We start from the raw sequence: 6,179 nt of genomic DNA, 5'->3' as shown, positions 1-6,179 counted from the left end.
GTCGCGCTCACGCCATTGGCCAGCGTCAGGCTGTTGCCCGACAGCGTGCCGGCGGTGCAGCTCCAGGCGCCGGCGGTGTAGCCGGCCACCGAAGCTTCGGTCAGGGTGTAGGCGCCGGCGCTGACCGGTGCATTGGTCACCGTCGCCGTACCGCTCACACCGGTGATCGTGGTCGGGCCGGTCGCGGTCAACGGGAAGTCGCTGATCGTCGCGATGCCGCCGTTGTCGTTGGTCACCGTCTTGACCAGGGTCAGCGTCGCCGCCTGGTCGTCGTTGTTGATGGTGCAGGTCGCGGTATCGCCGAAGGCGAGCGTCAGGCTGTTCGAAACGACCGGGGCGCCGCCGTTGACGACGCAGCTATAGGTGCTGGCGGTGTAGCCGCTCGGGCCGCCGGTTTCGGAGAGGGTGTAGCTGCCCGGGCTGACCGGGGCATTGGTGACGGCGGTGGCGCCGGTGGCGCCGCTGATGTTGGTCGGGCCAGCCGCCTCCAGCGTCCAAGCCGTAGCAACCGCGGTGCCGCCGTTGTCGTTGGTGACCGTCTTGACCAGGGTCAGGGACGCCAGGATCGAGTCGCTGTCCGTCGCGCTGTTACACGGGGGATTGGCGACGTTACAGGTCGGATCGGTCACCCCGGTCGGGGGCGTCACGCTCGCGGTATTCACGGCCTGGGCATGCACCGGGTCGGCGGACAGCAGAAGGGAGGCCGCTAGCGCGACCGGCATGATCATGCGACGGCTGAACGCTGTCGCGAGGGCTTGGAATTTGGCGATCACGCTGTTTGCTCCCCGGTTGCCGTCGTGCCGAGCTCGTTGGCACGCGACGTGTTGCTAGCTAAGTGCTCGAAATGCTTCCCGGCCCCGACTACCCCTGTCGCCCGATCTGGCGCGACTGCTGCCTGCGTTACGTCGCAGGCGGCCATTGGATTCATCCTTCACATAAATGAATGGATGAGCCCCGATTGAAGAGAAGAACGGACACGGACATGCTCAGTGCGGCTGCAAAAACTGTGCCAGCCGTCTCACTTTTATGAAATCTGAAGATCTCAAAAAGCGGCTTGGTCTGGATGTGCCCCAAAGCGTCACTTTGGTTACTAGCGGCGCCAGTTGGCGCCAGCAGGGGCAAAGCGGATGGAAGAGCTATGTCTCCCCCGCGGCTGCAGCAGAGCGGCCGGCCGCGCTTGGGCCGGCCTGCGCCGTTGATTGTTTCAAATGAAACTTTTGTCTCGGTCCCGCGTCGAGCCATATCCCTCTCCCCTCTGAGAGTCCTATCGCTACAACTCGTTAAAGCCCCAACCCCTGTCCGCAGACGGGACCGATCTCGATGAAATCAGCCCTTTCGATAGTTAGTGTGCTTCCCGCTTGCGTTTAACAATCCACTAACCTCATCGCCCATTAATGTGACGATAAACACAGATTGCTCCGGAGTCACGGAATTTCGGTGACCGCCTGTCGGTTACATGCTTTGTTCGCTGAACCTCTATCAATAACTGAATGAGACGCCTGAACGGTTCAGCGAATGCCCGGGAAGAACCGGAGCGGCCTTGGAGATCGCGACCGCTAACCAAGCCCCGCCGGCGGCCCACGGCCAAGCCGCCCCAGCAGACTCGGGCAGCCAGTGAAACTTGAGGTGTCGGTCATGGCGTAAGCGGGCCGGTCCGACGGCCTCGGTCTCCGGCGGCAGCGCCCCTCAGGGCCGCTACGATCGCGACCCGACCGCAGTCTGCGAATGCCGAAGAGCGCACCCGTCGGCCGGCTGAAGTCGCCCTGGCCGGGAATCGCGCCCATAAAAAAGGGCGGCCCGAGGGCCGCCCTTCACACAACGCAGGAGATCCTGCACCCCGATAGGCGGTATCAGCCGCCGTTCTTGGCGCCGCCATTGGATTGGACCTTGGCGACGTAAGCCTTGTATTCGTCAGGCGTCAGCGCGCCGTTGGCATCAGCATCGGCCTGCTCGAAGACCTGACCCAGCGCCGGTACGGCAGCGGCCTCGGTCTTACTCAGGTTGCCGTCCTTGTTGCCGTCGACGTCGGCCCAGCTTTTCTTCTGCGGGGCGGCGGCGGTCGGCTGGGCGGCGGAAGTCGCTGCTGCGTCCTGTGCACCGGTGGCCGCGGCGGCGGCGTCCTCGGTCGGCGGCGTCTGCGCGGCGGTCGTGGACTGTGCGAACGCGAGCGGCGCGGACAGCGAAGCGACCAGAGCCAAGGTACCGATCAGCGACTTGCGGGAAATCTGGTTCATGAATGTCTCCTGGAATGAGTTTGCTGTACTGCGCGGTCTCGACTGCCGGTGGCGCTTACCGCACGAGTCCACCTTGCCGCCGCGCTTCTGAACCGATCGGCGTCCGCAAGCGTTAAAGCTACGTTGGCTTAACCACAAGCGCGGCCGATGCCGTTAGGCCGTCGGCGAAGTGAGTTGCCGGAACACGGCAAAACGTGACCTGCAGCGCCAATAGACGGCGCGACGACGGCGCGCATTCGCTGAACACAACACAACCTTTACGAATGCGCAGATCAACGCGATCGATGCGCTCTTCGCGCAGCCGCGCATTCATCGTTCAAGATCGGATTCATCGGCGACGCAAAGCGCAGGCCGCGGCGTCCTTTATGCAGTCGCTGCGACGAAACGCAGCTCGCGCTGTGCCTGACTCGGTGCCGCCACGCTCAAACACAGCTCGGCCTCGCGCTTCAGGGCCTCGCGATCGGCGGCCTTGAGTGGCCTGAACGGGGTAATGCTCAAGGTCGCCGAGCGGGCGTCGCGCTGCAGCTTCCAGGTGCCGGCGACGAAGCCGTCGACGAGGATCGTCGCCGCGACCAGGCCGTTGCGGGTGAAGATCGCGCCCCGCAAGGATTCGTCGAAGATGCGCGAACGCTCGGCGTGCGACAGCAAGACATTGTCGAACTCGGGCAGCAACCGCGCCGGCGCCGGCGTAGTCGAATCGGGACGCAGCGCATCGGGCAGGTCGAACAACTCGGTGCCGGCCTCGTCGCGAAACACCCGCAAGCCGGGGCGCAGGCGTTCGAGGCGCTCGCGCGTCGCCGTCAGCCCGGACCAAGTCGTCGCATCGCGTGCGCTGGCCGGGCCGAAGGCGCCGAGATAACGCAACAGCATCGCGTCGATCGCCGCCTCGTCGGCGTTGTCGTCTATCGACGCGCCCAGCCAATCGATCGCGGTGGCGAAACACGCGGGCTTATGCGAGTCCCACAGGCCCGCCGGGGGCACGTGCACCAAAGGCTCGGCGCCGCGCACCAACGAAGCCAGTGCGTTGGCGTCGTGATCGGGCCAATGCGCACGCAGCGCCTCGCCCAGCGCCGTCGCGCTGAGCGGCTGCGCGCGCAAGGCCTCGAAGCCGGCACGCCGCAACGTCGCCAAATCCAAACCCTGCAAAGCCCGCGCATGACCGCTCTGCAACGACAGCCGCTGCAACACCGGCTGCAACACCGGGCGCAGTCTTCGATAGTCCTGCGCGCTGACCAGATGCAAGGTGCCGCGCATCATCGTCGCGCGCACCACTTCGCGGGCCTGCATCGCAGCGGTCAGATCGTCCAGGGCGAAATCGCGCAACCGCGTCCACAGCCCCAGGTAAGGCGGATTGGGCGCCTGCGCCTGCAGGCCGAGCAGGCGCTCGACCATCGCCGGCACGGATTCGCGGCTGCGTTCGAGCAAGGACTGCCGCCCCAACAGCGCGCGGTTCAGCGCACGTGCGCTCAATACCTCGGCGGCAGCCTGCCTGGATTTGCCCGAACTCGCCGTCGCGACGCGTTTCGCGCTCGGCATCGTGGTCAAACCCCGCTCGAACGATGAACCGAGCGCATTGCCCCTCGCAGCGCCAAGGGCATCACGCCTCGTCTTCCGCGTAGACCGCCACGTGCGGCTGGCCGTCCTCGTCGAGACTGACCGCGACCACGATCGGCCGGCAGCAGACTTGGCAGTCTTCGATATAGCGCTGGTCGCCGGCGGAATCGTCGATGACCAGATCGATCGGCTCGCCGCAGTAAGGACATTGGACTTCGACGCTCGGCAACATGGCGATGCCCCGGTGACGGACTGCGCATAGCATGGTGCCGGGGCGATTCCTGCGTCCAGTGATTCCTCGTTCCTGACTGCGCCAGCGCATCGCGAGCGACCGTTCGTCGCCTGCGCCCGCGCGCTCACTCTGGACTAACCCGGCGCGGCGGAAGCTGATGACAATACGGCCCGGGCTGGCAGCAGCCTCTTGCCGGGCCGATGCGATCGGCGCCCTCGGGCGCCCCATGACGGCATGCGCCCATCAAGGCGAACCGTCCGCATCCGGAGATGCGACATGAAGACCCGCCACGTGTTCAGCACGCCCGACCTCGCCACCGCGCAAGCCGCCATGGATGCAGCGCGCGAAGCCGGCGTGCACGACGACGACATCCTGCTGATCGCGCGTTCCGACATCGAACTCAAGTCGATTCCGAACGATCGCAAGGAAGCCGATACCGACCTGATGTCGGCGGCGCTGCGCGGCGCCGGCTACGGCGGTGCCACCGGTTTGCTGGCCGGCTTGCTCGCGGTCGTGATCAGTCCGATCGGCCTGACCATCGCCGGCGCGGCGGCGGCCACCGTGGCCGGCGCCATGGTCGGCTGCTGGGCCTCGGCGTTGATGGGCTCGGCCCTGCCCGACCCGATCCGGCGCAAATTCGACGCGCATATCCAGCAAGGCCGCATCCTGGTGGTGATCGACGGCGACCGCGACCTGCTGCTGCAAGCCGAGGCGCGGGTGCTGCGCAACGCCGTCGGCGCCGAACTGCTGCCCTTCGATTCGCTCAAGGCGTTCGCCTGAGCTCCAGTTCGCCGCCGCAGCGGCGGCGCGCTCACGACTTCGTAGCGTCCAGGCCTCATTGCCTGCGTGATCGCGTTTGCGAATCGCGGCGCCGCCCTTGCGTGCGCCGCGAACTGCCGATCCGGTCGCAAGACCGGCGGTTCTTCGATGGCACTCTCGGCCGGCCTCAAACCCACGCCTGCCGGACATCGGAGACCCACCATGAACCGCTCGATGCTCTCTCTCGTTTGCTCCACCGCGCTGCTCGGCGCCTTCGCCGCGCCCGCGGCCTGTGCCCTCGACCGCGCCAGAGCCGACAACGCCAGCGCGACCAGCGCGGCCGAATCGACCAAGGCGCTGCCGTTCACCGCGACCGAAGTCGCGCGCTTCAACGAACCCTGGGCGATGACCTTCCTGCCCGACGGCCGCCTGCTGGTCACCGAGAAGCGCGGCGTGCTCAAGCTGCAGACCATCGGCGGCAGCGCGCGCACCGTCAGCGGCGTGCCCACGGTCGCCTATGGCGGCCAGGGCGGCTTCGGCGACGTGATCCTGCATCCGCAGTACGCGACCAACAAATACATCTACATCAGCTACGCCGAACGCGGCAGCACCAGTGGCACCGCCGGTGCCACGGTCGCGCGCGCCAAGCTCAACATCACCTCGACCAGCGCTTCGCTGAGCGAACTGCGGGTGATCTGGCGCCAGCCGAAAGTCAGCGGCAGCAATCACTACGGCCACCGCCTCGCGTTCGGCCCCGATCGCAAGCTGTGGATCACCTCGAGCGAGCGGCAGAAGTTCGATCCGGCCCAGGACCTCAATTCCCCGCTCGGCAAGGTCATCCGCCTCAACGACGACGGCAGCGTGCCGACCGACAATCCCTTCTACGGCCGCGGCGGCGTCGCCGCGACGGTGTGGTCCTACGGCCATCGCAACCTGCTCGGCATCGCCTTCGATGCACAGAGCAAGCTGTGGATCCACGAGATGGGGCCGAAAGGCGGCGACGAAATCAACCTGATCGAACGCGGTTCCAACTACGGTTGGCCGCTGGTGTCGCAGGGCGATCACTACGACGGCACGCCGATCCCGCGCCACAGCACGCGCCCGGACCTCAACGCGCCGGAAGCCTGGTGGACGCCGGTGATCGCCCCGGCCGGCTTCGTCATCTATTCCGGCACCCGCTTCCCGGCCTGGGCCGGCAACGGCCTGATCGGCGGCCTGGCCTCGCAGGCCCTGATCCGCGTGCGCTTCAGCGGCAACACCGCCGCCGAAGCCGAGCGCTATCCGATGGGCAAGCGCATCCGCGAAGTCGAGCAAGGCCCGAACGGCGACGTCTGGCTGCTCGAAGACGGCACCAATGCGCGCCTGCTGCGGTTGACCCCGCTGTAAGCCCAGGCGCCGTG

7 protein-coding genes are annotated in these 6,179 nt (G+C 66.6%); 2 read left to right on the top strand and 5 right to left on the bottom strand.

Going from position 1 to position 6,179, the window contains the following annotated elements:
* From ACTJJK_RS09300 to ACTJJK_RS09280, 5 genes are all read right to left on the bottom strand, one after another.
* On the bottom strand, positions 1-773 hold a 773-nt coding region (locus tag ACTJJK_RS09300; protein ID WP_440730040.1), incomplete at its 3' end, for a hypothetical protein.
* 1,077 nt (positions 774-1,850) lie between these two features.
* Positions 1,851-2,234, bottom strand: a complete 384-nt coding sequence (locus ACTJJK_RS09295) for a hypothetical protein (RefSeq protein WP_031371971.1) — start codon at positions 2,232-2,234, stop codon at positions 1,851-1,853.
* Between the two features lie 118 nt (positions 2,235-2,352).
* Positions 2,353-2,547: a hypothetical protein gene (locus tag ACTJJK_RS09290; protein ID WP_152566217.1), complete on the bottom strand. Its 195-nt coding sequence runs from the start codon at positions 2,545-2,547 to the stop codon at positions 2,353-2,355.
* A gap of 50 nt (positions 2,548-2,597) precedes the next feature.
* Positions 2,598-3,770: a winged helix DNA-binding domain-containing protein gene (locus ACTJJK_RS09285; RefSeq protein WP_223621792.1), complete on the bottom strand. Its 1,173-nt coding sequence runs from the start codon at positions 3,768-3,770 to the stop codon at positions 2,598-2,600.
* Between the two features lie 61 nt (positions 3,771-3,831).
* Complete coding sequence (locus ACTJJK_RS09280) at positions 3,832-4,020, bottom strand: CPXCG motif-containing cysteine-rich protein (RefSeq protein ID WP_031371973.1); 189 nt, start codon at positions 4,018-4,020, stop codon at positions 3,832-3,834.
* Positions 4,021-4,296: 276 nt separating this feature from the next.
* On the opposite strand from ACTJJK_RS09280, the gene ACTJJK_RS09275 reads away from it, so the two are divergent.
* Together ACTJJK_RS09275 and ACTJJK_RS09270 are read left to right on the top strand one after the other, a co-directional pair.
* Positions 4,297-4,800, top strand: a complete 504-nt coding sequence (locus tag ACTJJK_RS09275; protein WP_031371974.1) for a hypothetical protein — start codon at positions 4,297-4,299, stop codon at positions 4,798-4,800.
* Between the two features lie 201 nt (positions 4,801-5,001).
* Positions 5,002-6,165, top strand: coding sequence for a PQQ-dependent sugar dehydrogenase (locus ACTJJK_RS09270; protein ID WP_031371975.1), 1,164 nt, complete (start codon positions 5,002-5,004; stop codon positions 6,163-6,165).
* Positions 6,166-6,179: the final 14 nt, after the last annotated feature.

The sequence above is a fragment of the Lysobacter sp. 22409 genome, assembly GCF_052045105.1.
In the GTDB taxonomy this organism is placed as follows: domain Bacteria; phylum Pseudomonadota; class Gammaproteobacteria; order Xanthomonadales; family Xanthomonadaceae; genus Lysobacter; species Lysobacter antibioticus_B.
The sequence above is the reverse complement of the archived record's forward strand: the minus strand, read 5'-3'. Positions and strand labels throughout refer to the sequence as shown.

Bases quoted from the DNA above. Each gene is read 5' to 3' on its own strand.
- ACTJJK_RS09295 (WP_031371971.1), bottom strand. From the start codon at position 2,234: ATGAACCAGATTTCCCGCAAGTCGCTGATCGGTACCTTGGCTCTGGTC.
- ACTJJK_RS09290 (WP_152566217.1), bottom strand. From the start codon at position 2,547: ATGAATGCGCGGCTGCGCGAAGAGCGCATCGATCGCGTTGATCTGCGC.
- ACTJJK_RS09285 (WP_223621792.1), bottom strand. From the start codon at position 3,770: ATGCCGAGCGCGAAACGCGTCGCGACGGCGAGTTCGGGCAAATCCAGG.
- ACTJJK_RS09280 (WP_031371973.1), bottom strand. From the start codon at position 4,020: ATGTTGCCGAGCGTCGAAGTCCAATGTCCTTACTGCGGCGAGCCGATC.
- ACTJJK_RS09275 (WP_031371974.1), top strand. From the start codon at position 4,297: ATGAAGACCCGCCACGTGTTCAGCACGCCCGACCTCGCCACCGCGCAA.
- ACTJJK_RS09270 (WP_031371975.1), top strand. From the start codon at position 5,002: ATGAACCGCTCGATGCTCTCTCTCGTTTGCTCCACCGCGCTGCTCGGC.